This is a genomic window from Vibrio sp. 10N.222.49.C9 (genome assembly GCF_041474985.1).
GTDB lineage: Bacteria > Pseudomonadota > Gammaproteobacteria > Enterobacterales > Vibrionaceae > Vibrio > Vibrio crassostreae_C.
The window spans coordinates 1-305 of record NZ_JBFRVD010000814.1; the positions used below are offsets into that span (position 1 = coordinate 1).

General features: G+C 44.9%; 1 protein-coding gene. It reads right to left on the reverse strand.

Annotation, left to right across the window (positions count from 1 at the left end):
* The coding region (locus tag AB4585_RS25740; RefSeq protein WP_372171614.1) for a fatty acid cis/trans isomerase at window positions 1-305 on the reverse strand (305 nt) is incomplete at both ends.

Genomic DNA, 305 nt, shown 5'->3' on the forward strand with positions numbered 1-305 from the left:
ACCCAGAAATGATCATTGATAACGTTGAGTGCGAGTTGCCCGCGACATACCGGCCCTTTGATAAAGGCCATAATGGTATTTTGCGCCTCATCAAGCAGAAACTGATAGCGAGAATCCACGGGAATGTCCGCGAAGGCTAATATGGGGTTGGAGGCTACTTTTAGCTGGTAACTTGGCAGTTTAGTAATGGTGTAGTCTTCTTTGTCGAACCACTTCAACCATTTTTCCATTCGTTCAGCATTAAGAGCGAATGGCATGTGGGTCTTATCTACAATCGTTTCACGCTCTCTGATCAATCGATAGTA